The organism is Chelatococcus caeni (genome assembly GCF_014196925.1).
GTDB classification, from domain to species: Bacteria; Pseudomonadota; Alphaproteobacteria; order Rhizobiales; family Beijerinckiaceae; genus Chelatococcus_A; species Chelatococcus_A caeni.
Window position 1 is genome coordinate 493,367 of record NZ_JACIEN010000001.1, and the last position, 23,428, is coordinate 516,794.

At 69.9% G+C, this 23,428-nt stretch carries 26 protein-coding genes; 15 read left to right on the forward strand and 11 right to left on the reverse strand.

Going from position 1 to position 23,428, the window contains the following annotated elements; genetic code table 11:
• Positions 1-15: 15 nt before the first annotated feature.
• Entirely contained in the window at positions 16-1,059 is a 1,044-nt protein-coding gene (locus GGR16_RS02445; RefSeq protein ID WP_183315619.1) for a LacI family DNA-binding transcriptional regulator, read from the reverse strand.
• A 125-nt stretch (positions 1,060-1,184) separates the two neighbouring features.
• On the opposite strand from GGR16_RS02445, the gene ltnD reads away from it, so the two are divergent.
• Both ltnD and otnI read left to right on the forward strand, forming a co-directional pair.
• The gene (gene ltnD, locus GGR16_RS02450) at positions 1,185-2,105 is read left to right on the forward strand and encodes an L-threonate dehydrogenase (protein WP_019401537.1); all 921 of its coding nucleotides are present in this window, start codon (positions 1,185-1,187) and stop codon (positions 2,103-2,105) included.
• Between the two features lie 30 nt (positions 2,106-2,135).
• A complete protein-coding gene (gene otnI, locus GGR16_RS02455) occupies positions 2,136-2,918 on the forward strand; it encodes a 2-oxo-tetronate isomerase (protein ID WP_183315620.1) in 783 nt (260 codons plus the stop codon).
• A 247-nt stretch (positions 2,919-3,165) separates the two neighbouring features.
• Here the strand turns inward: otnI and GGR16_RS02460 are convergent, their stop codons facing one another.
• A complete protein-coding gene (locus tag GGR16_RS02460) occupies positions 3,166-3,618 on the reverse strand; it encodes a MarR family winged helix-turn-helix transcriptional regulator (protein ID WP_019401535.1) in 453 nt (150 codons plus the stop codon).
• 162 nt (positions 3,619-3,780) lie between these two features.
• On the opposite strand from GGR16_RS02460, the gene GGR16_RS02465 reads away from it, so the two are divergent.
• Positions 3,781-4,215: a VOC family protein gene (locus tag GGR16_RS02465; RefSeq protein ID WP_183315621.1), complete on the forward strand. Its 435-nt coding sequence runs from the start codon at positions 3,781-3,783 to the stop codon at positions 4,213-4,215.
• A 238-nt stretch (positions 4,216-4,453) separates the two neighbouring features.
• Here the strand turns inward: GGR16_RS02465 and GGR16_RS02470 are convergent, their stop codons facing one another.
• A complete protein-coding gene (locus GGR16_RS02470) occupies positions 4,454-5,497 on the reverse strand; it encodes a LacI family DNA-binding transcriptional regulator (protein ID WP_019400565.1) in 1,044 nt (347 codons plus the stop codon).
• 185 nt (positions 5,498-5,682) lie between these two features.
• Between GGR16_RS02470 and GGR16_RS02475 the strand changes: the two genes are divergently transcribed.
• The 5 genes from GGR16_RS02475 to GGR16_RS02495 are packed head-to-tail and all read left to right on the forward strand — an operon-like array spanning position 5,683 to position 11,477.
• Positions 5,683-6,741 carry a sugar phosphate isomerase/epimerase family protein gene (locus GGR16_RS02475; RefSeq protein ID WP_019400566.1) on the forward strand — a complete coding sequence of 353 codons (1,059 nt, stop codon included), beginning with the start codon at positions 5,683-5,685 and terminating at the stop codon, positions 6,739-6,741.
• A 3-nt stretch (positions 6,742-6,744) separates the two neighbouring features.
• Positions 6,745-7,914, forward strand: a complete 1,170-nt coding sequence (locus tag GGR16_RS02480) for a Gfo/Idh/MocA family protein (protein ID WP_183315622.1) — start codon at positions 6,745-6,747, stop codon at positions 7,912-7,914.
• Between the two features lie 4 nt (positions 7,915-7,918).
• Positions 7,919-9,469: a sugar ABC transporter ATP-binding protein gene (locus tag GGR16_RS02485; protein WP_019400568.1), complete on the forward strand. Its 1,551-nt coding sequence runs from the start codon at positions 7,919-7,921 to the stop codon at positions 9,467-9,469.
• Positions 9,462-10,469: an ABC transporter permease gene (locus GGR16_RS02490; RefSeq protein WP_183315623.1), complete on the forward strand. Its 1,008-nt coding sequence runs from the start codon at positions 9,462-9,464 to the stop codon at positions 10,467-10,469. The genes GGR16_RS02485 and GGR16_RS02490 overlap by 8 nt, the downstream gene beginning before the upstream one ends.
• A gap of 54 nt (positions 10,470-10,523) precedes the next feature.
• A complete protein-coding gene (locus GGR16_RS02495; RefSeq protein ID WP_082312519.1) occupies positions 10,524-11,477 on the forward strand; it encodes an ABC transporter substrate-binding protein in 954 nt (317 codons plus the stop codon).
• Positions 11,478-11,522: 45 nt separating this feature from the next.
• On the opposite strand, the gene GGR16_RS02500 is transcribed toward GGR16_RS02495, so the two are convergent.
• The gene (locus GGR16_RS02500; protein ID WP_183315624.1) at positions 11,523-12,446 is read right to left on the reverse strand and encodes a LysR substrate-binding domain-containing protein; all 924 of its coding nucleotides are present in this window, start codon (positions 12,444-12,446) and stop codon (positions 11,523-11,525) included.
• Between the two features lie 131 nt (positions 12,447-12,577).
• Here GGR16_RS02500 and GGR16_RS02505 point away from each other — a divergent pair, with 131 nt between their 5' ends.
• Complete coding sequence (locus GGR16_RS02505; RefSeq protein WP_019400572.1) at positions 12,578-13,291, forward strand: FMN-dependent NADH-azoreductase; 714 nt, start codon at positions 12,578-12,580, stop codon at positions 13,289-13,291.
• Positions 13,292-13,309: 18 nt separating this feature from the next.
• Here GGR16_RS02505 and GGR16_RS02510 read toward each other — a convergent pair whose 3' ends face one another.
• Entirely contained in the window at positions 13,310-14,278 is a 969-nt protein-coding gene (locus GGR16_RS02510) for a LysR family transcriptional regulator (RefSeq protein ID WP_183315625.1), read from the reverse strand.
• A 111-nt stretch (positions 14,279-14,389) separates the two neighbouring features.
• Between GGR16_RS02510 and GGR16_RS02515 the strand changes: the two genes are divergently transcribed.
• Positions 14,390-15,010 (forward strand): FMN-dependent NADH-azoreductase, encoded by a 621-nt coding sequence (locus GGR16_RS02515; RefSeq protein ID WP_026014844.1) that lies wholly within the window; start codon positions 14,390-14,392, stop codon positions 15,008-15,010.
• Positions 15,011-15,111: 101 nt separating this feature from the next.
• On the forward strand, positions 15,112-15,939 hold the full coding sequence (locus GGR16_RS02520) for a deaminated glutathione amidase (RefSeq protein WP_040403506.1): 828 nt from the start codon (positions 15,112-15,114) through the stop codon (positions 15,937-15,939).
• Positions 15,940-16,334: 395 nt separating this feature from the next.
• Here the strand turns inward: GGR16_RS02520 and GGR16_RS02525 are convergent, their stop codons facing one another.
• From GGR16_RS02525 to GGR16_RS02540, 4 genes are all read right to left on the reverse strand, one after another.
• Positions 16,335-16,700, reverse strand: a complete 366-nt coding sequence (locus GGR16_RS02525) for a hypothetical protein (protein WP_019400577.1) — start codon at positions 16,698-16,700, stop codon at positions 16,335-16,337.
• Between the two features lie 17 nt (positions 16,701-16,717).
• The gene (locus tag GGR16_RS02530) at positions 16,718-17,029 is read right to left on the reverse strand and encodes an I78 family peptidase inhibitor (protein ID WP_246372782.1); all 312 of its coding nucleotides are present in this window, start codon (positions 17,027-17,029) and stop codon (positions 16,718-16,720) included.
• Between the two features lie 81 nt (positions 17,030-17,110).
• Positions 17,111-17,383 carry a hypothetical protein gene (locus tag GGR16_RS02535; protein WP_183315626.1) on the reverse strand — a complete coding sequence of 91 codons (273 nt, stop codon included), beginning with the start codon at positions 17,381-17,383 and terminating at the stop codon, positions 17,111-17,113.
• A 190-nt stretch (positions 17,384-17,573) separates the two neighbouring features.
• Positions 17,574-17,903: a hypothetical protein gene (locus tag GGR16_RS02540; RefSeq protein WP_019400579.1), complete on the reverse strand. Its 330-nt coding sequence runs from the start codon at positions 17,901-17,903 to the stop codon at positions 17,574-17,576.
• A 262-nt stretch (positions 17,904-18,165) separates the two neighbouring features.
• On the opposite strand from GGR16_RS02540, the gene dusA reads away from it, so the two are divergent.
• From dusA to GGR16_RS02555, 3 genes are all read left to right on the forward strand, one after another.
• Complete coding sequence (gene dusA, locus GGR16_RS02545; protein ID WP_183315627.1) at positions 18,166-19,206, forward strand: tRNA dihydrouridine(20/20a) synthase DusA; 1,041 nt, start codon at positions 18,166-18,168, stop codon at positions 19,204-19,206.
• Positions 19,207-19,296: 90 nt separating this feature from the next.
• Positions 19,297-19,746 carry a PaaI family thioesterase gene (locus GGR16_RS02550; protein WP_019400581.1) on the forward strand — a complete coding sequence of 150 codons (450 nt, stop codon included), beginning with the start codon at positions 19,297-19,299 and terminating at the stop codon, positions 19,744-19,746.
• An 86-nt stretch (positions 19,747-19,832) separates the two neighbouring features.
• Complete coding sequence (locus GGR16_RS02555) at positions 19,833-20,687, forward strand: sulfite exporter TauE/SafE family protein (RefSeq protein ID WP_183315628.1); 855 nt, start codon at positions 19,833-19,835, stop codon at positions 20,685-20,687.
• Between the two features lie 17 nt (positions 20,688-20,704).
• Here GGR16_RS02555 and GGR16_RS02560 read toward each other — a convergent pair whose 3' ends face one another.
• The gene (locus tag GGR16_RS02560; RefSeq protein ID WP_183315629.1) at positions 20,705-21,403 is read right to left on the reverse strand and encodes a retropepsin-like aspartic protease family protein; all 699 of its coding nucleotides are present in this window, start codon (positions 21,401-21,403) and stop codon (positions 20,705-20,707) included.
• 10 nt (positions 21,404-21,413) lie between these two features.
• On the reverse strand, positions 21,414-22,274 hold the full coding sequence (locus tag GGR16_RS02565; protein WP_343059502.1) for an adenosylcobinamide-GDP ribazoletransferase: 861 nt from the start codon (positions 22,272-22,274) through the stop codon (positions 21,414-21,416).
• An 87-nt stretch (positions 22,275-22,361) separates the two neighbouring features.
• Between GGR16_RS02565 and cobT the strand changes: the two genes are divergently transcribed.
• Positions 22,362-23,414: a nicotinate-nucleotide--dimethylbenzimidazole phosphoribosyltransferase gene (cobT, locus tag GGR16_RS02570; protein ID WP_183315630.1), complete on the forward strand. Its 1,053-nt coding sequence runs from the start codon at positions 22,362-22,364 to the stop codon at positions 23,412-23,414.
• The last annotated feature ends 14 nt before the right edge of the window (positions 23,415-23,428 follow it).

A 23,428-nucleotide genomic window follows, 5' to 3' on the forward strand; every position in this document is an offset into this window, starting at 1 on the left:
CGTGGCCGGTGGGGCTTACGCCGTCTCCCCGGCGATGAGCTCGAAACCGACATCGATGGTCGCGGGTTTCGCCATGTCCTCCGCCGCCTCCTGCCGCGTCAGGATCTGCTCGGCCGCCAGCTGGCCGATGCGGTAGCGCGGCGAGCGCACGGTGGTGAGCCGCCGGGGCAGCTCCTGGCCGATGTCGAGGCCGTTGAAGCCGGCGATGGCAAGGTCGCCTGGCATGCGGATGCCGTTGGCCTCGCAGTGGAAATAGCCGCCGACCGCCATGTCGTCGTTGGAGAAATAGACGGCGTCGAGGTCGCGATGGGCGGCAAGGAGCGCGGCGAGCCCGGCCCGGCCGGCGGCCACGGAGGAGGGGCCGGCCACCATCTCCTCGGCGACGAGCACGGCCCCGCGCCGCGCGAGCTCCGCGGCAAAGCCGTCGAGGCGCTTGCGCGCGCGAATGTCGCGCGAGATGTCGTGGCCGACATAGCCGAAGCGCCGATGGCCGCGGGCCACGAGATGCGCCGCCATGGCCGCGCCCGCCGCCCCGTGCGAGAGGCCGACGCGCCGGTCGAGCGCCGGCTCGGCGCCGTCGATGTCCATCATCTCGACGACGGCCGTGCCGTTGGCGGCGAGGAGATCGCGCAGGCGCGGCGTGTGGTCGATCCCGGCCATGACGATGCCGCGCGGCCGCCATGCGAGCAGCGCCGAGACGATGCGCTCCTCGCGCGCGAGATCGTAGCCCGTGACGCCGATGACGGCCTGCAGCCCCGCCTCCTCCAGCCTTTCGGTGACGCCGCGCAGCACCTCGGCGAAGACGATGTTGTCGAGCGAGGGCACGACGACGCCGACGAGGGCGCTGCCCGTCGAGGCCAGTGCCCCGGCGAGGCGGTTGGGGACATAGCCGAGTTCCTCGGCGGCCTTCAGCACGGCGACACGCGTTGCCTCCGCGATCGGCCCGATGTTGCGCAGCACGCGCGAGACGGTGCTTTCGCTGACCCCGGCCCGCGCCGCCACCTCGGCGAGGCGCAAGGGGGCGGCGGGCATCGGCGCGGTCTCGTGGCGGATGGTCATGGCAGGCCCCGGCGCAGGTGGAGTGGCGCAAGATAGCATCTATGCAAGCGCTGTCATCCATTATAGTGCTTCGTTGACAGCGCTTGCACAAGTCGGGTGCTGCAAGCCGTATCGGGAGGCATCTCATGACGCTGGAGGAAACGAAGAAGGGGCGCGTCGGCGTGGTCGGCCTCGGCGCCATGGGCTTCGGCATGGCCGCATCGCTCGTCCGCGCTGGCTTCGAGGTCGCCGGCTTCGACCTGTCAGCGGAGGCCGTGGAGCGGCTCGTCGCCGCCGGCGGGCGCGCCGCTGCGACCCCGGCCGCCGCGGCGGAAGGGGCGGATGCGCTCTTCTCGGTCGTCGTCAATGCCGCCCAGACCGAGGACGTGCTCTTCGGCGCGGAAGGCGCCGCCGCCGCCCTGCCGGAAGGCGCGGTGTTCGTGTCCTGCGCCACCATGGCGCCGGAGGCGGCGCGCGCCCTCGCGGCCCGCGTCGCCGCGATGCGGCGTCACTATCTCGATGCGCCGATCAGCGGCGGGGCGAAGAAGGCCGCGGAAGGAGCCCTGACGGTGCTCGCCTCCGGCACGCCCGCGGCCATGACGAGGGCCCGTCCGGCGCTCGCGGCGGTGGCGGCGACCGTGCACGAGCTCGGCGACGAGGCCGGCACGGCGGCCGCCTTCAAGATGGTCAACCAGCTGCTCGCCGGCGTGCATATCGCCGCCGCCTGCGAGGCCATCACCTTCGCGGCCAGGCTCGGCCTCGACATCCGCAAGGTCTATGAGGTGATCACGGGCGCGGCGGGCAATTCCTGGATGTTCGAGAACCGGGTGCCGCACATCCTCGAGGGCGACTACACGCCGCTCTCGGCCGTCAACATCTTCACCAAGGACCTCGGCATCGTCATGGACATGAGTCGGGCCAGCAATTTCCCGGTGCCCGTCGCGGCCACGGCCCTGCAGCTCTTCACCATGACCTCGGCCGCCGGCATGGGCCGCGACGACGATTCCTCCGTCGCCCGCTTTTATGCGCAGACCGCGGGCGTGACGCTGCCTGCCAAGAAGTCCTGACCTTCCGACCTGCGAACCCACGAGGCCGCCATGCCGCGCTTTGCCGCCAATCTCTCCATGATGTTCAACGAATGGTCGTTCCTCGACCGCTTCAAGGCGGCGGCCGATGCGGGCTTCGATGCCGTCGAATATCTGTTTCCCTATGAGCACGCGCCGGAGGATGTCGCGCGGGCGCTCACCGACAACGGCCTGACGCAGGCCCTGTTCAACTGCCCGCCCGGCGACTGGGGCAAGGGCGAGCGGGGCATCGCGGCCTTGGCGGGCCGGGAGGAGGAGTTCCGCGCCTCGATCGGCACCGCCCTGCGCTATGCCGCGGCGACGGGCGTGAAGCGCCTGCATCTCATGAGCGGCCTCGCCGATGCCGCCGATCCTGCCGCCGCGGCGCGTTATCGCGATGCCGTCGCCTTCGCCGCCGACCGGCTCGGCGAGCAGGGCATCGCCCTCATGCTCGAGCCCATCAACGGCCGCGACATGCCCGGCTATTTCCTCAACGACTTCGGCCGCGCCGTCGCCCTCATCGAGGGGCTCGGGCGGCCCAACCTGAAGCTGCAGTTCGACATCTACCACCGCCAGATCATGCACGGCGACGTCACCATGGCGCTGCGCGCGCTCCTGCCGGTGACGGGGCACATCCAGATCGCCAGCGTGCCCTCGCGCAACGAGCCGGACGGGGAGGAGCTGAACTATCCCTTCCTCTTCGCCGAGCTCGACCGCCTCGGCTATGCCGGCTTCGTCGGCTGCGAGTACCGCCCGCGCGCCGGGACCGTGGACGGCCTCGGTTGGTTCGAGGTCTATCGGGGCAATCGGGAGTAGGGGAGTAGGCAGTCGGCAGTCGGAAGAGGGCTATCGGAAGAGGTGGCACTCGCAGGCACGCCCTCGTGCCCCGGATGCACTGCAGCATGCAATGCTGCGGTGCTGAGCCGGGGCGGCCATTCGGCGCCTTCGGCGAGTCCTTGCGCTGGTTCCCGGCTCGCATTCCGCTTCGCTGCATGCGTCCGGGAAACGAGGTTGCTCTCGGTTGCAGCGGCCTGCAATCCGCCCGACTGCCGACTGCCAATCCTTATGACAGCGCCTGCAGGTCCGCCAGCAGCCGCGCCGCCTCGTCGCCGGAGACGCGGCTGGCGAGCTTCTTCTGGCACTCCTGCCAGTAGGGATAGGCGGCGGCCAGCGCACGCCGGCCCTCGTCGGTGAGGCTCAGGCGGCGGCTGCGCTTGTCGTCGGGGTCGACGCTCACGGTGAGGAACCCGCGCCGCTCCAGCGGCTTGAGGTTCGCCGTCAGCGTGGTGCGGTCCATGGCGAGCAGGGAGGAGACCTGGCCGATCTTCGGCGGCTCGGGCCTATTGAGGGACATCAGCAGCGAGAATTGCCCGCTCGTCAGCCCCACGGGGCGAAGAGCGTCGTCGAAGCGCCGTGCCAGCGCGCGCGCTGCGCGCTGCACGTGCAGGCACAGGCAGTTGTCGCGCACGTGCAGGGTGACCTCGAAAGGCAGTATCGTTTCGGCCGGCACATCCATCTTTGACATGACTTATTAATGTTGATATCAACGTAAAAAGCAATGGGCAAGATCGCCGCAGGCCTGCCCAAATGCGATTGAAGCGGCTCATAGCCGCCGGGCCGGGGGTCGGCAAGACGGCCGCGGCGCGACATAAAGACCGGATGGAGGGAGAAGAAGAGGATGGACCGGCAGCAGAAACTCGTTCCGCATCTCGTCGTCGATGGCGCCGCCGCGGCGATCGACTTCTACCGCCGCGCCTTCGGCGCCGAGGAGGTGATGCGCATGCCGGCCGAGGACGGCAGGCGCCTCATGCATGCGGAGCTCCTCGTGCACGGCACCAAGCTCTATCTCTGCGACTATTTTCCGGAGTTCTGCGGCGAGGCGAGCGGCGAGGAAAAGGTCGCCCCGCCGCCCGTTATCGGCGGCACGGCCGTGACGCTGCATCTCGACGTGCCCAATTGCGACGAGGCGGTGGCCAAGGCGCAGGCGGCCGGGGCAACGGTCACCATGCCGCCGGAGGATGCCTTCTGGGGCGACCGTTACGCCCGCATCCGCGATCCCTTCGGCCATTCCTGGAGCATGGCGCATCGCCTGCCGGGCGCGCAGACGGGTTGAAGCTTTACCGACATCCAGGACGCGTGGCGCCACTGCCATCCCCTCCCACGAAGTGGTGGGGAGGGTCAGGGTGGGGGGCGGTGCCGCTCGGCGGGGCGGCCGGAGTTTTCAGCAACGACAACGGGTTTCGCCGATCATGTGGAGGCTTCCCCCACCCCTAGCCCCTCCCCGCCGCAAGCGGGGGGAGAGGGACGGGTCGCTCATCGCTCGTCGGTTGCTGCCCTCACTCTCGTCCGGCTCAATCCACGGCCCGGGTGCTTTCCCTGACCACGAGCTCGACCGGCAGCAGCCGCCGCTCGTCCGTCTTCACCGTCACCGCGGCCTCGTCGTCCTTCGCCATCAGGGCAAGCAGCATGCGCGCCGCCGTGGTGCCGATGCCGCCGCGCGGCTGGTGCACGGTGGTCAGCGCCGGGACGTAGCGGGATGCGGTCTCGATGTCGTCGAAGCCGACGACGGAGACGTCCTGCGGCACGGAAAGGCCCTTGCGGTGCAGCTCCGAGATGAAGCCGAAGGCCATCTCGTCACTCTGGCAGAAGACGCCCGTCGGCCGCTCGTCGCAGGCGAGCCAGCGGTGCGCGGCGGCCGCACCGCTCTCCATGGTGAAGTCGCCGGGCAGGAACCATTCGTCGCGGGCCGGGATGCCGGCCTGCGCCAGCCCCTCCAGCGTCCCGCGGCGGCGCTCGATGGTGAGCACGTTCGTCGGCGGCCCCATGATGTGCGCGATGCGCCGGTGCCCCAGTTCGGCGAGATGCCGGATGGCGAGGCGCGCCCCTTCGGCGTTGTCGATGACCACCGACGGGGTGGCGAGCCCCTCGATCCATTCGCAGGCGAAGACGAGCGGCGGCAGAGAACCAGAGCCGCCGATGTCCTGCCGCAGCTCGTCGGGCAGGTGGCCGTCGAGCAGGATGAGCCCGTCGGCGCGGTTGTTGCTGAGATAGCCCAGCATGCGCTCGTCGTCGCGCTCCTGCCCCTGCGGGGCCGTGTCGGCGACGAGCACGTTGTAGCCGATCGGCGCGATTTCGGCGGCGATGGCCGAGAGGATCTTGGAGAAGAACGGGTTGGCGAGGTTCGGCACCAGCACGACGATGGCGCCCGTGCGCCGGCGCCGGAGGTTCCGCGCCGCCTGGTTGATCGTGTAGCCGGTGGCGTCGATGGCGGCGAGGACGCGCTCGCGCGTCTCCCGGGAGACCTGCTCGGGGTGCGACAGCGCGCGGCTGACGGTGGCGGTGGAGACGCCGGCGGCCAGGGCAACGTCCCGGATGCGCGGCAGGGGCTTGTTCATGGGTTCGCTTCAACTCCTGGCTGCCTTTTGTCCGCCTTTTCCGGGGAAGGCAAACACATTCTCGGCCGCCGGCGCATGTGCTTGTAAACGATTACAGGCTAGCGTATGACTGGTTACAACCGATTACAACAGAATGGGCGGCAGCGACCGCCCGCCGGGCCAACGAGCCCTCGGGAGGACAATCGATGAAGACGATCAAGGGCCCCGCGCTCTTCCTCGCCCAATTCGCCGGTGATGCCGCGCCGTTCAACTCCTGGGATTCCATCACGCGCTGGGCGGCCGACTGCGGCTATCTCGGCGTCCAGGTACCGAGCTGGGATGCGCGCCTGTTCGATCTCGACAAGGCCGCGGCCTCGCGCGACTACTGCGACGAATTCGCCGGCAAGGCGCTGGAGAACGGCGTCGCCGTCACCGATCTGTCGACCCACCTGCAGGGCCAGCTCGTCGCCGTCCACCCCGCCTATGACGAGGCCTTTGACGGTTTCGCCGTGCCGGCCGTGCGCGGCAATCCGAAGGCCCGGCAGGAATGGGCGGTCGAGCAGGTGAAGAAGGCGATCACCGCCTCGCGCAACCTCGGTCTCACGACGCTCGCCTCCTTCTCCGGCGCGCTCGCCTGGCCCTTCGTCTATCCCTGGCCGCAGCGTCCGGCGGGGCTGATCGAGGCCGCCTTCGACGAACTCGCCCGCCGCTGGCGTCCCATCCTCGACCATGCCGAGGATAACGGCATCGACGTCTGCTACGAGATCCACCCGGGGGAGGATCTGCACGACGGCATCACCTTCGAGATGTTCCTGGAGCGCGTCGGCGGCCACCAGCGCGCCAACATGCTCTACGATCCCTCGCACTACGTGCTGCAGTGCCTCGACTATCTCGAGAACATCGACATCTACCGCGACCGCATCAAGATGTTCCACGTCAAGGATGCGGAGTTCAACCCGACCGGCAGGCAGGGCGTCTATTCCGGCTACCAGAACTGGGTGGACCGGGCCGGGCGCTTCCGCTCCCCCGGTGACGGGCAGGTCGATTTCGGGGCCATCTTCTCCAAGATGGCGGCCAACGACTTCGACGGCTGGGCCGTCGTCGAATGGGAATGCGCCCTGAAACACCCGGAGGACGGGGCGCGCGAGGGCGCGGAATTCGTCCGCCACCACATCATCCGGGTGACGGAGAAGGCCTTCGACGATTTCGCCGGCGCCGGCACGGACGATGCCGCCAATCGCCGCATGCTCGGGCTGGAGAGGTGAGCGATGGCGATCGAAGCCTCCCGTGAGAGCGCGCCCGCGCGCATCCGTCTCGGCATGGTCGGCGGCGGCAAGGATGCCTTCATCGGCGCCGTGCACCGCATCGCCGCACGGCTCGATGGTGAGTTCGAGCTGGTCGCCGGCGCGCTGTCCTCGACCCCGGCCAAGGCGCGCGAATCCGGTCGGGTCCTCGGCCTCGCCGAGGACCGCATCTACGACAGCTTCCGCGAGATGGCGGCGCGCGAGAAGCGCCTCAGGAACGGCATCGAGGCGGTTGCCATCGTCACGCCCAACCACGTGCATTACGAGGCGGCGCGCGAGTTCCTCAAGCGCGGCATTCACGTCATCTGCGACAAGCCGCTGACGGCGACGCTCGCGGATGCCAGGCGCCTCGCCGCGCTCGCCGAGAAGTCGGACGCGCTGTTCATCCTGACCCACAACTACACCGGCTACCCCATGGTGCGGCAGGCGCGCGAAATGATCGCGGCCGGGGAATTGGGCGACCTGCGCCTCGTGCAGGTGGAATATGTGCAGGACTGGCTGACCGAGCCGCTCGAGCGCACCGGCGCCAAGCAGGCGGAATGGCGCACCGATCCGGCCCGCTCCGGCGCCGGCGGCGCCGTCGGCGACATCGGCACCCACGCCTTCAACCTCGCCACCTTCGTCACCGGCCTGACGCTCACGAGCCTGAGCGCCGATCTCGACAGCTTCGTCGAGGGCCGGCGGCTCGACGACAACGTCCACGTGCTGATGCGCTTTGCCGGCGGCGCCAAGGGCATGCTGTGGGCGAGCCAGGTGGCGCCCGGCAACGAGAACGGCCTCAAGCTGCGCGTCTACGGCACACGCGGCGGCCTCGAATGGTGCCAGGAGGAGCCGAACCGCCTGTGGTTCACCCCCTTCGGCAAGCCGAAGACGCTGCTGACGCGCGGCGGGGCCGGCGCGGGCGCCGCGGCCCAGCGCATGACGCGCACCCCGGCCGGCCATCCGGAAGGCTATCTCGAGGGCTTCGCCAACATCTATGCCGAGGCGGCGCGCGCCATCCTCGCCCGCCGCGAGGGCCGCCCGGTCCCGCCGGATGTCGTCTATCCCACGGTCGCGGACGGCGTCGCCGGGGTTGCCTTCGTCGAGGCCTGCGTGCGCTCGTCGAAACGCAACGCCGCCTGGGTCACGCTCTGAGGCGATGGCCGTGGCTGCGCCCGCCGCCTCGGCTGCTCCCACCCCGGCCACCGCGCCGGTGCTGGCGCTCGCCGGCGTCGGCCGCGCCTTCGGGCCGGTCGAGGTGCTGTTCGACATCGACTTCGACCTGAAGCCCGGCGAGGTGCACGCCCTCATCGGCGAGAACGGCGCCGGCAAGTCGACCATGATGAAGATCATGGCCGGCTATCTCGCGCCGACGAAGGGCAGGGTGCTGCTCGACGGCGCCCCGGTCGCCTTCTCCTCGAGCGAGGAGGCGGAGGAGCGCGGCGTCGTGCTCATCCACCAGGAGTTCAACCTCGCCCGGCAGCTCTCCGTCGAGCAGAACATCTTCCTCGGCCGCGAATTGAAGCGCGGCCCCTTCCTCGACCATCGCGCCATGCGCGAGAAGACGCTGGCGCTGCTCGCCGAGCTCGAGACGCCGGTCGACCCGGCGGCGATCGTCGCCGGCATCTCGGTGCCCGAGAAGCAGATGGTCGAGATCGCCAAGGCGCTGTCGCGCAAGGCCCGCGTCATCATCATGGACGAGCCGACGGCGGTCCTGACGCGCAAGGAGGCGGAGGTGCTCTTCCGCCAGATCGAGCGCCTCAGGGCCGCCGGCACGGCGATCCTCTACACCTCGCACAAGCTCGACGAGGTGGCGCGGCTCGCCGACCGGGTGACCGTGCTGCGCGACGGCCGCCATGTGGTGACGGCGCCGCGCGGCGCCCTCAGCGAGGACGCCATGGCCGAGGCCATGGTGGGGCGCGAGCTCTCCAACCTCTTTCCGGCGAAGGCCGAGCCGGCCTCCGCCGCGCCGGTGCTGACGGTCGAGAATTTCAGCGTCGCCGGCTTTGCCGAGGACGTGTCCTTCTCGCTCCGGCGCGGCGAGGTGCTGGGCTTCGCCGGCCTCGTCGGCTCCGGGCGGACGGAGCTGATGGAGGGGCTCGTCGGCCTCAGGCCGGCGCACGGAGCGGTGACGCTCGCCGGCCGCCCGATGCGCATCCGCTCCGTCGAGGAAGCGCGCCGCGCCGGCATCGCTTACCTCACGGAGGACCGCAAGGAGCGCGGCCTCCTGCTCAATCAGCCCATGCGGCCGAACCTCACCTTGCTCGCGCTCTCGCGTTTCGGCCGTTTCCTCATCGACCGCAAGGCGGAGGATCGGGCGCTCGACAAGGCCATCGCCGAGTTCGACATCCGCGCCCCGGTGCGTGAGATCCCGGTCGGCAACCTCTCCGGCGGCAACCAGCAGAAGCTGCTGCTCGCCAAGACCATGCTGGCGGAACCCGACATCGTCATCATCGACGAGCCGACGCGCGGCATCGACATCGGTACCAAGCAGCAGATCTACGGCTTCGTGCAGCGCCTCGCCGCGGCCGGCAAGAGCATCATTCTCATCTCGTCCGAGATGGCCGAGATCATCGGGCTCGCAACCCGCGTCTGCGTCATGCGCGCCGGGCGCCTCGCGGGTATCCTGAGCGGCGCCGACATCAACGAGGACGCCATCGTGCGCCTCGCCATGGGCCTCGAGGCAAGGAGGGCGAACGGCAATGGCTGACGCGACGACCACCCGGCAGGAGCTGCGGAAGGCGCGCCGCCCGGCCGTCAACCTGCATGTCGTCGGTCCGCTCGTCGCGCTCGCCGTCCTCATCCTCGTCGGCGTGCTGCTGAACCCGAATTTCCTCAGCTACGGCAACGTCACCAACGTGCTCGCCCGCTCGGCCTTCATCGGCATCATCGCGGTGGGCATGACCTTCGTCATCACCTCCGGCGGGCTCGACCTCTCGGTCGGCTCCATGGCGGCCTTCATCGCCGGGCTGATGATCCTCGTCATGAATGCGCTGGTGCCGACGCTCGGCGCCGGCTGGCCGGTCATCCTCATCGGCATGGCGGCGGCGCTCTTCTTCGGCTTCCTCGCCGGGCTCGGCAACGGCCTGCTCATCACCAGGGCGCGCATCGAGGCCTTCATCGTCACGCTCGGCAGCATGGGCATCTTCCGCTCGCTCATCACCTGGCTCGCCGACGGCGGCACGCTGTCGCTGAACTTCCAGGTGCGGGACGTCTACCGCCCGGTCTATTACGACGGCATCCTCGGCGTCTCCTGGCCGATCATCGTCTTCCTCGTCGTGGCCATCGCCGGCGAGATCGTGATGCGGCACACCGCCTTCGGCCGCCATTGCGCCGCCATCGGCTCCAACGAGCAGGTGGCGCGCTATTCGGCCGTGCATGTGGAGCGCGTGCGGCTCGCCACCTATGTCATCCTCGGCATGCTGGTCGGCCTCGCCACCATCATGTATGTGCCGCGCCTCGGCTCCGCCTCCTCGGCGACGGGCGTCCTGTGGGAGCTCGAGGCGATCGCAGCCGTCATCATCGGCGGCACGGTGCTGAAGGGCGGCTTCGGCCGCGCCTGGGGCACGGTGGTGGGCGTGCTCATCCTCAACCTGATCCAGAACATCCTCAATCTGACGGACCTGGTGAGCCCCTATCTCAACGGGGCCATCCAGGGCGTGATCATCGTTCTGGCCGTCGTTCTGCAGCGTCAGAAGAAGGCGCTCTGAAGAGGCGGCGCAAATGCCCGGCAACAGGGCTGGATGAAGAGAGGGAGAAGGACGATGGGAGTGGTCAAGGCTTTCAAGGCGCTGGCCCTGGCGGCGGTGCTCGCTGCGCCGGCCGCGGCACAGGCGCAGGATAATAAGGTCATCGGCGTATCCATCCCGGCGGCGACGCACGGCTGGGCCGGTGGCATGAACTATCATGCGCAGGAGGCGGTGAAGCGCCTCGAGAAGACCTATCCGCAGCTGAAGTTCGTCCTCGCGACGGCGGGCGATCCCGGCAAGCAGGTCAGCGACATCGAGGACATGATGGCGACGCGCAACATCGATGCGCTCGTCGTGCTGCCCTTCGAATCGACGCCGCTCACCGGCCCGGTCAAGCGCGTGGCCGAGGCGGGCAAGTGGGTCACGGTCGTCGACCGCGGCCTCGCCGAAGAGGGCATCGAGGACCTCTACGTCGCCGGCGACAACCCGGGCTTCGGCCGCGTCGCGGGCGAGTTCTTCCGCGAGCGGATGCCGAGCGGCGGCAAGATCGTCGTCCTGCGCGGCATCCCGACCACCATCGACAACGAGCGCGTCGAGGCCTTCCAGAAGGCCATCGAGGGCAGCGGCATCGAGATCATCGGCATGGAGCACGGCAACTGGAACCGTGACAGCGCCTTCACCGTGATGCAGGACTTCCTCTCCAAGCACCCGAAGATCGACGCCGTCTGGGCCTCGGACGACGACATGGCCGTCGGCGTGCTCGAAGCCGTCAACCAGGCCGGCCGGCAGGACGAGATGTGGGTGCTCGGCGGCGCCGGCATGAAGGAGATGATCAAGCGCGTCATGGACGGCGACAAGCGCGTGCCGGCCAATGTCACCTATCCGCCGGCGATGATCGCCACCGCGATCGAGATCACGGCGCTGCGCTTCGTCTCCAACGCGCCGGTGTCCGGCCGCTTCGTCATCGGCTCCGAGCTGATCACGCAGGAGAACGCCAAGAACTTCCACTTCCCCGACAGCCCCTTCTGATCGGGAGCGGCGGGTTTTCGAGCGGCCCCGCAAGGGGCCGCTTTTTCATGTCCGCCCGGCCAGGCCAAGGCCGCCGGCCGCCTCCTGCCGGATCCAGCTGCGCAGGGCCGCGATTCGTTCGGGATGCGGCGGATCGGCCGGGTAGACGAGGCGATAGTCATAGCCGCGCAGCCGCGGCCCGAAGGGCACGACAAGGCGGCCGGCCGCGATCTCGTCCGCCACCAGCACGAGCCCGGCGAGAGCGACGCCCTGGCCGGCGACCAGCGCCTGCACGGCCTGGCTTTCGTCGCTCAGCGTCAGCTCCGCCCGCGGCACCAGCCCCGGAAGACCCGCCTCGGCGAGCCAGCGCTCCCAGACGGGATTGTCCCGGTGCGGGCGCCGCCATTCGAAATGGATCAATGTGTGTTCAGCGAGCTCGCGCGGATGGTTGAGGCCGAGCGCGGGGCTGCACACCGGCGCGAACATGTCCTCGAACAGGAGGTCGCCGACGAGGCCGGCAGGCACGGCCCGGCCGTAGCGCACGGCGGCATCGGCGGTGCCGGCAAGGAGATCCACCGGGTCGTCGGAAGCGTGCAGCCTGAGGTCGAGCCCGGGATTGGCCGCGTGGAAGGCCGCGACTCGCGGCACGAGCCAGCGCGCCGTGAAGGCGACCGTCGCCGACAGCGTGACGACCGGTTTGAGGCGCTGGCGGCGCAATCGCGCGATGGCCTCCGCGAAGGCGTCGAAGCCGTCGCGCAGCACGGGGTAGAGCATGCGCCCCTCCGGCGTCAGCGCAACGCGCCGGGGGCGGCGCACGAACAGCCTGAGGCCGAGCGCATCCTCCAGCTGCCGCACATGATGGCTGACGGCCGTCGGCGTCACCGCCAGTTCCTCGGCGGCCGCCTTGAAGCTGAGGTGTCGCGCCGCGGCCTCGAAGGCCCTGAGGGCGGGCAGGGGAGGCAGACGGCGGCTGGAACGTCGGTCGGTCATGGTGGAGCGGTTGCGTCTCTATGGATGAGTTTCACTCATCTATAAGCTGAGAACTATGCGTTTGTCATCGTCCCGCAAGAGAAGGAACCTGCGCGACACGAACCCTCCCTGAAGATGAGGACATGTCACTCATGGCGACCATTCTGCATATCGATGCCAGCGCCCGCCCGGCCGGTTCCGACCTCGCGACCTTCGGCTCCCATTCCCGCCGTCTCAGCAAGCGCTTCGTCGCCCGCTGGCGCAACCAGCGGCCCAAGGACACGGTGCTCTACCGGGACGTCGGCCTGACGCCGCCGGCGCCGGTCTCCGCCGCCTGGATCCACGCGGCCTTCACGCCCAAGGAGCGTCGCGCGCCCTGGATGGATGGCGTGCTGCGGGAAAGCGACATGCTGATCGACGAACTGATCGGTGCCGATGTCATCGTCGCCGGGGTGCCGATGTACAACTTCGGCGTTCCGGCCCCGTTCAAGGCCTATATTGACAACATCGTGCGCGTGGGGCGCACCTTCGGCTTCGATCGCGCCCGGCCGGGCGAACCCTACTGGCCGCTGCTCGCCGGCATGGGCAAGCGGCTCGTCATCCTCTCCTCGCGCGGCGATTTCGGCTATGGCGAGGGCGAGCGCATCGCCCACATGAACCATGTCGAGCCGAGCATCCGCACCGCCTTCGGCTATATCGGCATCACCGATGTCGCGTCCGTCGCGGTCGAATACGACGAATTCGCCGACGAGCGGCTCGCGGCCTCGATCGCCGCGGCCGAACGCGCCGTCGACGAACTGGCCGAGCGCCTGGCGGCGGCCGTGGGCGAGGAGGAGCGGGAGGCTGCCAGCGAGGCGGCCGCCTGAACCTGCCCCGGCTCCCGCTTACTCCGCCGAAACGCTGTCGTCGGCGGCCTGCGCGGGGGCACGTTTCTGCCGCAGCCGGTGCATGAGGCAGGCGTCCCAATAGGGCTCGCCGCCGAAATGGGCGACGAGCGTGTCGGTGAGCAGCCGGACCTTGGCCGGCACATAGGCGCCCGGCGGCCGCACCACATAGATGCCGGCCTCCGGCATCTCGTAGTCGAGCAGCAGGGGGATGAGCGTGCCCCGTTCGATATCCTCGGCGGCGAGGAAGGTCGGCGCCACCACGATGCCGAGCCCCGTGCGGGCCCATTGCAGGAGGGCGTCGCCGTTATCGGCCAGGAGCCGCCCGCGCGGCCGCACGTTCGTCCAGCGCGTGCCACGGCGAAAGTGCAGGTCCTGATCGCTGACAGCGGAATAGATGAGACATTCGTGGCGCGTCAGGTCGTCCGGCGTCTCCGGCCGGCCGTGCCGGGCGACATAGTCCGGGCTCGCCACGACGACCACGTAGACGGGCGCGATCTTGCGGGCGATGAGGCTCGAATCGCGCAGGTAGCCGATGCGGATGGCGGCATCGAAGCGCTCCGCCATCAGATCGACGACGCGGTCGCTGTAGGCGACGTCGATGCCGAGCCGCGGATGCGCGGCCGCCATCTCGGCGAGGATGGGCGTCACATACTTGACCCCGAAGGACAACGGCGCCGACAGGCGCAGCGTGCCCACGATACCGCCGCCGTGCTGCGCCACGGCGTCCTGCGCCTCGGCAAGGTCGGCGAGGATGCGCTCGCTGCGGGTCTTGAACTCGAGCCCCGCCTCGGTCGCGCTGATGCCGCGCGTCGTGCGGGTGAGGAGGCGCGTGCCGAGCTCCGCCTCGAGCCGCGCGATGCGGCGGCTGACGATGGACTTGGCGATGCCCAGCCGCTTGGCGGCACGGCCGAAGCCGCCGCTGTCCACCACCTCGATGAAGCTCTTCAGATCGTCGAAGTCCGGCATCCGCGTTCCTCGTCCAGCAACGGCTTGGTGCAAATAAAGAGGATACCGGTGCGGCGAAAGAACCACCAGCTTTCCGGCATGCCTTTGTCATTCGTTTCGGAGAAGCTGAATATGACCACGGTTCTCGCCATTACCAGCAGCGCCTCGGGCGCCGAATCCGTTTCCAACCGCCTCGTTGCGGATGCGCTCGAAGCCCTGAAGGCGAGCGGCGGTGCCGATCGCGTCATCACGCGCGATGTCGGCAGCGAGCCGATCCCGCATCTGACGGCCGAGACGACGGCCGCCCTGCGCAAGGGCGAGACGGCGACCGAGGCCCAGCGCGCGGCGGTCGCCCTGTCGGACCGGCTGGTCGGTGAGCTGCGCGAGGCGGACGTGATCGTCATCGGTGCGCCGATGTACAACTTCGGCATTCCCTCCACCCTGAAGGCGTGGTTCGACTACGTGCTGCGCGCCGGTGTCACCTTCAGCTACAGCGAGAAGGGGCCGGAAGGACTCATCAAGGGCAAGCGCGCCATCGTCATCGAGAGCCGCGGCGGGCTCTACAGCGAGGGCCCGGCCCAGGCCATGGATTCGCAGGAGCCGCACCTGCGCACGATGCTCGGCTTCATCGGCATCACCGACGTGACCTTCGTGCGCGCCGAGAAGCAGGGCTTCGGCCCGGAGGTGAGCGCAGAGGCCGTGGCGGCCGCGCGCGGCGAACTTTCGCGCCTCGGCGAGCGTCTCGCCGCTTGACGCCGGCGCCTGCATGGTCGCTGATTTCGCCGGCGGGCCACGCTGCCGGGCGCCACGCGCGCCCGGCGCCCCGCGCCGAAACGACCTGCAGGGAGCCCGGCATGAACCCTCCATCGTCCACGCGCCCGGTCGTCAGGGTGGCGCTCGGGCAGTTCGCCGTCGGACGTGAGTGGCAGGACAATGCCGCGACGGTCGTGCGGCTGATGCGCGAGGCCGGCGCCGCCGGCGCCAAGCTGCTCGTCCTGCCCGAGGGCATCCTCGCCCGCGACATCGCCGATCCCGACATCGTGCTGAAGACGGCCCAGCCGCTCGACGGGCCGTTCATGCAGGAGGTGCTCGCCGCGAGCCGCGGCAGCGACCTCGCGGTGATGGGCTGCATCCACGTGCCGGCCGGCAACGGCCGGGTCTTCAACACGCTGGTCACCGTGCGCGACGGCGCCATCATCGGCGCCTACCGCAAGCTGCACCTCTACGATGCCTTCCGCGTCAAGGAATCGACCAATGTCGCGCCCGGCGACGAGATCCCGCCGCTGATCGAGGTGGCGGGGCTGAAGGTCGGCACCATGACCTGCTACGACCTGCGCTTTCCGGAGATGGCGCGGCGCCTCGCCCTCGATGGCGCCGATGTCATCACTGCTCCCTCGGCCTGGGTGCGCGGCCTCGGCAAGGAGGCGCATTGGGAGGTGCTCGTCACCGCCCGCGCGCTCGAGAACACCTGCTACGTCGTGGCGACCGGCGAGTGCGGCGAGCGCAACATCGGCGCGAGCATGGTGGTGGATCCGCTCGGCGTCGCCATCGCCCGCGCCGCCGAGGCGCCGGCCCTCGTCTTCGCCGACATCGATCCGGCCCGCATCGCCCATGCGAGGAGCGTGCTGCCGGTCCTCGCCAACCGCCGGTTCACGGCGCCGGAGCTTACCCGCGGCGAATGAGCGTGCTGAGGCAATGGACGGCCGTGATGGTCAGGGCCGGACCTCGTCGCCGGCACCGTCCGGCGGGCGAGGATCAGCCATCGAAGCCAATGGCTGCGGGCCATGCGCCAGGTGCGCGATCGAGCGTGGCCCGCCGCCGGCGCAGTGGCTGAGAAATTCACTGATGAGGCGCTGGGCCTCCGCGATATGGCGGATGGCGCTGTGCAACCGCTGCTGCACCACCGCGTGCGCTCCGGAACCGCCCCCCTGCATCGGCCTGCCCCCTTCGCGTCCGATTGCTCAGGCTTGAGCCCCATGGCGGGCTGCCAGTTTATATTTCTTCCAGCATAGCAGGAGTTCACCCGAACCGGACATGGTTTTTCCGGTCCGGTTTGGTACGCGGGTGCTGAAGAATGCTACTGGGGCGCGGCGCAGGCGATTTTCATGGTCGCGTATTCCTGCACGGTGTCGAAATACTCACGGGTGTCGGGGTCGCATTGCCATCTGACGAACAGCATCTTGCGGCTGCCGGGGGCGGGATCGCCGCACAGGTCGTTGTTGACCTTGATCTCGCAGGAACGCTGGCCGCCGCAGAGGTTGGAGACGGGCCAGTAGGCCGAGCACGTCTTGCCGCCGCCGCCCGGCAGGCCATACTGAGCCTGCCGCACGATGATGCAGGGCTGGTTGGCTTCGCAGCTCGTGGCGTGCGCCGGCGCGGCCGGGCCGACGAGCCCGCTGGCGGCCGCCAGGACGATTGCGGCCGTCGAAGTGATCGATCTCATGCAGGACCTCCGGCTGCCTATCCGCAGAACGCGCGCACGACGCGGCCCGTGCGGGGATCCGTCTCGACCGTCACCCGCGCGGGTGAGTAATCCATCGTGACGGGCTGGCCCGGCGCGATCTGCCGTACGACGGTCGCGCCGGTGCGCTGTCGCGCCTCGTCATCGGTCAGCCGCGGCTGGCCGGCAAGCCCGCTTGCCGCCTCGGGGCGGCAGGGGCCCGGGTCCGCCACCGCGGCTCCTGGCGTGGGCGAGGGCGTGCAGGCGGACAGCATGAATCCAAGGCCGGCCGCGGCAATGACCGGGAGCAGGCATTCCTTGTCCATCGACATGTCTCCGGGATTTCCTCCGGTGCCGTCCGAAGGCGAGGGCAGGGCGGGCGGACCGGCCGGTTCTCGCACCGCGGCGCGGGGTCAGTCCGGCGGAGCCGCGCCACGGCGGTCCGCTTCCTGGCCGATGAAGGTTCCGCTCGTCGCGTCGGTGATGATGATGTCGATCGTGGCGCCGCTCGTCATTCTCAGGCGCGCGCCGCCCGTGCGCCAGGCGCGAAAGATGACGTCCCGCGGGGCGCCCAGCCTGCCGCGGTATTGTCTCGCCCGGTCGCTCGAAATCGTCCCGTCTATCGAGACGTCGACGTCGTCGACGCGCTGCTCGCCGAAGATGAGATCACCCCGTTCCGATCGCATGGTCATCTCCCCTTCTGATGGCCATGGGGCCGAGCGCCGAGTATGCGTGCGGGCCGTGGAACGGGCAACCGACAGTTGGTGCCGGTTGGCTCGAACACGGCAAATTGATGGGCGGAGCCCCGGCCGTTCCCCCGCTATCCACAGCCCGTCACGCGCAGGGCGCGCGCGGCGGCATTGCGCCGGCCGGCCGCTAGTGGGTGACAGCGGATCGGGCGGCTGCAGCGGTGAGGCGCACGCCCGCGCCCTCGGCGATCGTCGCCAGCGACTGATCGATGATGACACGGCTCGTCTCGGCGATCCGGGCCTTGATCGTCGCGTCCAGTTCTCCAAGGACGATCAGGGCACGCTCCTGCGCCGCGGAGGCAAAAGTCTCGAATGCAGCCTGCCTGTCTGATTCGAAGTCGCTTGAAATCGCCTGGATGAAAGCGTGAGAATAGGCTTCGACGACCTGATGAACCACAAGTTTCAGCATGGCTTCCTTGACGTCCGGTGCCATGTGTCTCGGCTCATCGATGGTCATGTGTGTTCCCCAGCATTGTTTATCGTAATTCAAGTTGCTGCAATGATCATGGCGGAATTGCGATCACGAGAATTTTATCGAATATGGCTTGCGGGAGGGTGGTGTGCGGGGCAGTCACGGCGCATCCCGTGGCTTTCGGCCTCGACCCGCGCTAGATAGTGCGCCGGGTCATCCTTACGTTGCACGCGGGTGACGCGGAAGTCAGGCCCGACGCGATACGGCGCGCCGGAGTTGCGATCGCGCGCACGCACCCATGCTGACAATGACGCTGGACGCAGAAAAGGTGAGTGATTTCAAACCGCACAGGTTCTCCGTCGCGCCGATGATGGATTGGACGGATAGGGACTGCCGCGTCTTCCACAGGCTGATGACGCGCCATGCCCTGCTCTACACCGAGATGGTGACGACCGGCGCGGTCATCCACGGCGACCGGGAGCGTCTCATCGGCTTCGATGCGGCGGAGCAGCCGCTCGCCGTGCAGCTCGGCGGCAGCGAGCCGGGCGAGCTGGCAGAGGCCGCGCGTATCTGCGCCGGCTTCGGTTATCGCGAGGTCAATCTCAATGTCGGCTGCCCGTCGGACAGGGTGCAGAGCGGGCGCTTCGGCGCCTGCCTCATGCGCGAGCCGGAGCTCGTCGCCGCCTGCGTCGCGGCGATGAAGGACGCGGTCGACGTGCCCGTCACCGTCAAGTGCCGCATCGGCGTCGACGAGCAGGACCCCGAGGAGGCGCTCGATCAGCTGGCCGACGCCGTTGTCGCCGCCGGGGTGGACATGCTCGTCGTCCACGCCCGCAAGGCCTGGCTCAACGGCCTCTCGCCCAAGGACAACCGGGAGATCCCGCCGCTCGACTATGGCCGCGTGCATCGTCTCAAGGCGCGCCTGCCCGAGGTGCCGATCCTCCTCAACGGCGGCCTCCGGACGCTCGAGGAGGCCCATGCGGCCATGCATCCGGCGGGCGGGCCGGCGCTCGACGGTGTCATGCTCGGCCGCGCGGCCTATCAGAACCCGGAGATCCTCCTCGGCGTCGATCCGCTGTTCTTCGGCGCCGCCGCGCCGCTCGCCGACGCCTTCGCCGTCGTCGAGGCCTATCTGCCCTATGTCGAGCGCCGGCTCGGTGAGGGCGTGCGCCTCAACCAGCTCACCCGCCACATCCTCGGCCTCTTCCCCGGGCGGCCGGGCGCGCGCCAGTTCCGCCGCCACCTCGCGACGGAGGCCTGCAAGCCCGGCGCCGGGCCGGAGGTCATCGTCGAGGCGGTCGCCCATGTGCGGCGGGAGGCGGCGCGCCGCGAGGTCGAGGCCGCCTGAGGCGTGCGCAACGGCCAAGAGCGTTTTGCGCGCCTGTGTCTTGCCGCTTTTCTTCCTCTTCCCTGAAATGCAGGCGGGGAGGAGGGCGCGATGCACAAGCCGCAGGACCCGGATTTCGAGGCGCGCGTGCGCCGCAGCTTCGGCAAGCAGAGTGTGATGGAGACGATCGGCGCGCGCATGACCGAGGTCGCGCCGGGCGAGACCACGATCGCGCTTCTGGTCGCGCCGCACATCTGCCAGCAGCACGGCTTCGTCCACGCCGGCATCGTCTCCACCATCGCGGATTCGGCCTGCGGCTATGCCGCCCTGTCGCTGATGCCGGCCGGGGCCGGCGTTCTCACTGCCGAGTTCAAGATCAACCTGCTCGCCCCCGCCGCCGGCGACAGGCTCGAGGCGCACGGACGCGTGGTGCGGGCAGGGCGCATGCTCACCGTGGCGCAGGCCGAGGTCGAGGCCATCGACGGCGAGCGGCGCAAGACCGTGGCCGTGATGACCGCGACGCTCGTCACGCTCGAGGGGCGCGAGGGCATCGCCGACTGAGCACGGCGCCGGGCGGCCATGTCGCCGCAGCGCTTGCCTTGGCCGCCGCAATCGCGCACGAGAGGGCTCCTGCCGCGGGAGCCGTCATGTTCGCTGCCATTCCCACATCCGAACTCGTCATGCTGGCCGGGGCGCTGCTCGCGGCCGGCGCCGTCACCGGCATCCTCGCCGGCGTCTTCGGCGTGGGCGGCGGCGCCGTCGTCGTCCCGGTGCTCTACGAGCTCTTCCGGGTCGTGGGCGTGCCGGAGGAGGTGCGCATGCCGCTGTGCGTCGGCACCTCGCTCGCCGTGATCATCCCCACCTCGATCCGCTCCTTCAACGCCCATCGCGCGCGCGGCAAGGTCGACATGTCCATCGTGCGCATCTGGGCGGTGCCCGTCATCCTCGGCGTGGGGCTCGGCAGCTTCATCGCCCGCTATGCCCCGGCGGACCTGTTCAAGGCGGTCTTCGTCGTCGTCGCGGGCATCTCGGCCGTGCGGCTCCTCTTCGGCAAGGACAGCTGGCGCCTCGGCACGGAGGTGCCCGGCAAGATCGTCATGAGCATCTACGGCGTCGTCATCGGCGTCCTGTCGTCGCTGATGGGCATCGGCGGCGGGCAATTGTCGAGCCTGTTCATGACCTTCTACGGCCGGCCGATCCACCAGGCGGTGGCGACCTCCTCGGGACTCGGCGTCCTCATCTCCATTCCCGGCGCCATCGGCTATATCTACGCCGGCTGGCCGCGCGCCGCCGAATATCCGGATGTCGCGGCCCTGCAGTTCCCCATGGCGCTGGGCTATGTCTCGCTCATCGGCTTTGCGCTCTTCGTGCCGACGAGCATCTTCACGGCTCCCCTGGGCGCGAGCCTCGCCCACGCCCTGTCGAAGCGGCGCCTGGAGATCGCCTTCGGCCTCTTCCTCCTCGCCGTCTGCGCCCGCTTCGCATGGAGCCTCCTGACGTGAGCCTGGTGAGCTGAGCCTCACCCGCCGCGCCCGCGCAGGATCAGCCTGTCGCCGCGCACCTCGAAGGAGGCGAGGCGCTCGAGGAAGGTCATGCCGAGCAGGTTCTGCGACAGGCTGCCTTCGCGGGCGACGAGGGCCGGCACCCGCCGCTCGGTGATGTTGCCGACGGTGAGCTCGCCGAGCGTGGTGGAAGCCGCCATCGTGCGGCCGTTCGCCGTCATCACCGGCTGGGTATAGAAGAGCGTCGCCGGGTCGATGCCGGCGCGGGCGGCGGCCTCGCTCGTCAGCACCACCGCCGAGGCGCCGGTGTCGAGGATGAAGCGCGTCGGCACGCCGTCGACGGCGCCGTCGATGACGAAGCTGCCGCCGGCATGGCGCGCGACCTGCACTTCGCCGCCGGCGAGCGTCACCGTGTAGCCCGGCGCCACCTCTCCGAGCAGCCGGTTGGCGAAGCCCTGCAGCTCGAAGCGATAGCTGTAGACCGCCACCAGCATGACGATCATCGCCATCCAGAAGGCGATGGCCTCGAGGGCGCGGGTCCACTGGCCGCGGAAATGCTGCACCACCCAGCCGAAGGCGAGGATGCCGACGGCTCCGAGCCAGGCGAGCGAGGCGATGAGGTCCGGCCGCAGCCCGAGGATGGTCTCGTTGCCGCCGAAGAGGACGAGCACCGCGATGGCGGCGATGATGACGGCGAGGGCGACGAAACCGCGCATGGCTCTTCCTTCACGAGGCGCCGGCGAGCGGCGCAAGGGCGAGGAGCCCGGCGAGGAAGGCGATCTCGCCCGCCTGCTGGGCCGCCCCGGCGATGTCTCCCGTATGCCCGCCGATCTTCGCCCGGGCAATGCGGGAGAGGCCCGCTCCCGCGCTCGCCGCGAGGGCAAGGGCGAGCACGATCGCGAGGAAGCCGAAGCCTGCCGGCAGCAGCAGGAGGAAGGCAATGACGGCCGAGCCCGCGGCCGCCGTGGCGAAGGCGGCCTGCGTGGGCTGGCCCGCCGCGTGCGCGGCGCCGTCGCTGCGGGCCGGCTTAAGCAGCAGGAAGGGCAGGAGCCCCACCGTGCGCGAGGCCGCCGCGGCCGCGACGAGCGCCAGGGCTGTGGCCAGCGCCGGCATGCGCCCGGCGAGCGCGGCGATCAGCCCGACGCGGATCATGAGATCGAGCGTGAGCGCCGCCGCGCCGTAGGAGCCGACGCGGCTGTCGCGCATGATGGTCAGGCGCCGCTCGGGCGTCGCGCCGCCCCACAGCCCGTCGGCGGTGTCGGCCAGGCCATCCTCGTGGAAGACGCCCGTCGCGACGAGGAGCGCGGCGACGGCGGCGCAGGCGGCGAGATACGTCCCGAAGCCGAGGCCCGTCGCGAGGAGGAAGGCGAGCGCGCCGACGAGGCCGATGGCGGCGCCGGCGAGCGGCAGCGCCCTGACGGCGCGGGAGAAATCCGGCATGGCATGCGGCACCGCCTCGAAGGGCAGGGCGGGCACCGGCAGGCGCGAGTAGAAGCGCAGGCACGCCGCCGCATCGGCGAGGAAGGCGAGCGCCGGGCCCGGCCCGGGGCCGGCCTTGGCCTGCGGCATCTCGTTGTCCTGCGTCATCTTCACCTCGGCGCGCGGCATGCTATTAGCACCGGGCCCGACAGCCGCGACCATGGGCCGGCCATAACGACATAGTGGAGAATTGCGATGGATGCGACGGCAACCGGCCTACCGTTCGACGACGTGCGGCGGCTTTTCGCCATGCTGCCGGACGTGGACGAGGCGGCCATCGCCGCCGTGCGCCGCCGCGACGCGGAGCTGACGAAGCCGCCGGGCTCCCTCGGCCGCCTGGAGGAGATCGCTGCCTGGGTCGCCGGCTGGCAGGGCAAGGGGCGGCCGAGCGTCGCGCGCCCGCTCGTCTGCGTCTTCGCCGGCAACCACGGCGTGGTGCGCCATGGCGTCTCGCCCTATCCGCAGAGCGTCACCCGCCAGATGCTGGAGAACTTCGCCGCGGGCGGCGCCGCCATCAACCAGATCTGCGCCGCCTACGACCTCGGGTTCAAGGTCTTCGACCTCGCGCTCGACCTGCCGACCGGCGACATCGCCACCGAGGCGGCCTTCGACGAGAAGGCCTGCGTCGCCACCCTGGCCTTCGGCATGGAGGCGATCGCCGGCGGCACCGACCTCCTGTGCCTCGGCGAGATGGGCATCGGCAACACCACCATCGCCGCCGCCATCTACGCCGCGCTCTATGGGGGGCCGGTGGCGCGCTGGGTCGGCCGCGGCACCGGCCTCGACGACGCCGGCCTCGCCCGCAAGGCGGCCGTCGTGGAGCAGGCGCTCGCCACCCATGCCGGCCACCTCGCCGATCCGCTCGAGGTGCTGCGCCGGCTTGGCGGGCGCGAGGTTGCCGCCGTCGCCGGTGCCATCCTCGCGGCGCGGCTCGAGCGCATTCCCGTCATCCTCGACGGCTATGTCGTCACGGCCGCGGCCGCCATCCTGCACGCCATCGATCCACGCTCCATCGCCCATTGCCTCGCCGGCCACCGCTCCGCCGAGGGCGCGCACGGCGAGGTGCTCGACCGGCTCGGCCTCGCCCCGGTGCTCGACCTCGACATGCGCCTCGGCGAGGCGACCGGCGCGGCGCTCGCCGCCGGCATCGTCAAGGCCGCGGTCGCCTGCCACAACGACATGGCGACCTTCGCCCAGGCAGGGGTCGACACCGCCGACGACGGCGAGCGGCCCGAGCGCCTGCAGTGAGGCGAGGGGAGCGG